The 1,551-nt window shown below is 38.4% G+C and carries 2 protein-coding genes; both read right to left on the bottom strand.

Translation table 11 applies throughout. The annotated features are described in order from the left end of the window. Positions 1-1,051 (bottom strand): sodium:solute symporter family protein (locus ACS8FD_RS14170; RefSeq protein WP_439276336.1); only part of this gene is annotated, 1,051 nt, incomplete at its 3' end. 310 nt (positions 1,052-1,361) lie between these two features. Continuing rightward, positions 1,362-1,551, bottom strand: a 190-nt coding sequence (locus ACS8FD_RS14175; protein WP_439276337.1) for a M20/M25/M40 family metallo-hydrolase, incomplete at its 5' end; no start/stop codon positions are given.

Here is a 1,551-nt window from a genome sequence, read left to right on the forward strand (position 1 = left end):
TATCGTTTATAATTGAAGAGGCACCAGCCATACAGAAAGAGTCGGCTGTTGATATAACAGTTGCAAGTAGGGCAATAATCATCACTACAATCATTGGAAAACTAAATACGTCTCCAATTACTATGTAATAAGTAAGACTAGAATCGATTTCTCCTAGGTTCAACCCAAAGCGGGCCATAACACCGATAGCAATAACCATAAAGGCGGTCAAAGCACCTAAAACAATAGCTATCCAATAGCCATTTCTAGCTATTTTAGCGCTGCCAGCAGCCCAAAATCTTTGCCACAAATCCTGTCTAAGGAACTGATAAGCCCCAATAGTTAATAGATAAACAAACACCTCAGAAGGCGAAATACCGAGTATACTTAAAAACTCACTTTGGTTAGCAAGTGCGGCTTGTTTAGATACTTCTTGCAAGCCACCAGAAGCCAAAATCACGACTACAAATAAGACAAAAATACCGACTGTCTGTATCGTTCCATGAAAAGCGTCTTGCCAAATCACGGACTTCATGCCACCGTAATAGGTCTTTAATGTAAGTAGAACCCAACTAATTAAAATACCAGTGGTTATATTTAGCCCCATTGTCAAATTAAGTATGGTGGCAATAGCGGCAAACTGCATTCCTGTCAACGCACAGTTTGCAACCAAAACACTTACAACTGTAGGGATTCTAGCGCCCTCACCAAATCTTAAGACAGTAAAGTCTGCAATCGTTACCATTTGATACTTCTCGCCAATTGCCCGAATTCTCTTTAAAAAGAACGCCAGCATCAGCACACCTGAAATGAAAATCGCAAAATTTAGCCATTGCTGCCCCATTCCATATAGAAAACCATTCTGCATGAAACCTAATAGCGTTGCACCACCGACCGCAGTACCTACAAATGTTAAGATAAGAGGAAAGATCGATACAGATCTTCCCGCAACATTATAATCGTCATATGTCTTAATACTTTTCTTATTAATATAAAACGATACACCAAATAAAAATAAGAAATATATAACTACTAAAGAACCTAAAATCAAACTTTCATTTGAACTATACATAATCAAATTCCCTATAGATTGTTGTATATCCTGTAGTAACAATCACTCCAATACCAATACCGAAACAACTGACTACTTTCAGAATGGAGGGAGGTTCTTATATTGAACATCCTTGTTATATTATTAAGTCGAGCAATTGTCCTAATAAATTTTTATATCGCTCACCCTCAAGCATTCATCGACAATGAACTATTATCAAAAAAACTTGCTTTCTGAATACTGTAGGGCGTAGGAACGTTACTGATTTATAGAGCGCCTCTATACTTTACGATCATGAAATACCTATTGAATGCCTTGCCCATGGTACCTATCAGTTTTCTATGATCGCTGTTTCTAATACCGCATGTAACAACACATTAGTGCCTGCAATCGCCCATTCAGAGGAAATCTCTTCATCTTCATTGTGCGATATACCATCCACGCAAGGGCACATAATCATTGCAGAAGGCGCTACATCTGCTATCCAAAAGGCATCATGTCCAGCACCAGAGCAAATATCA

The organism is Psychrobacter sp. 1U2 (assembly GCF_051847575.1).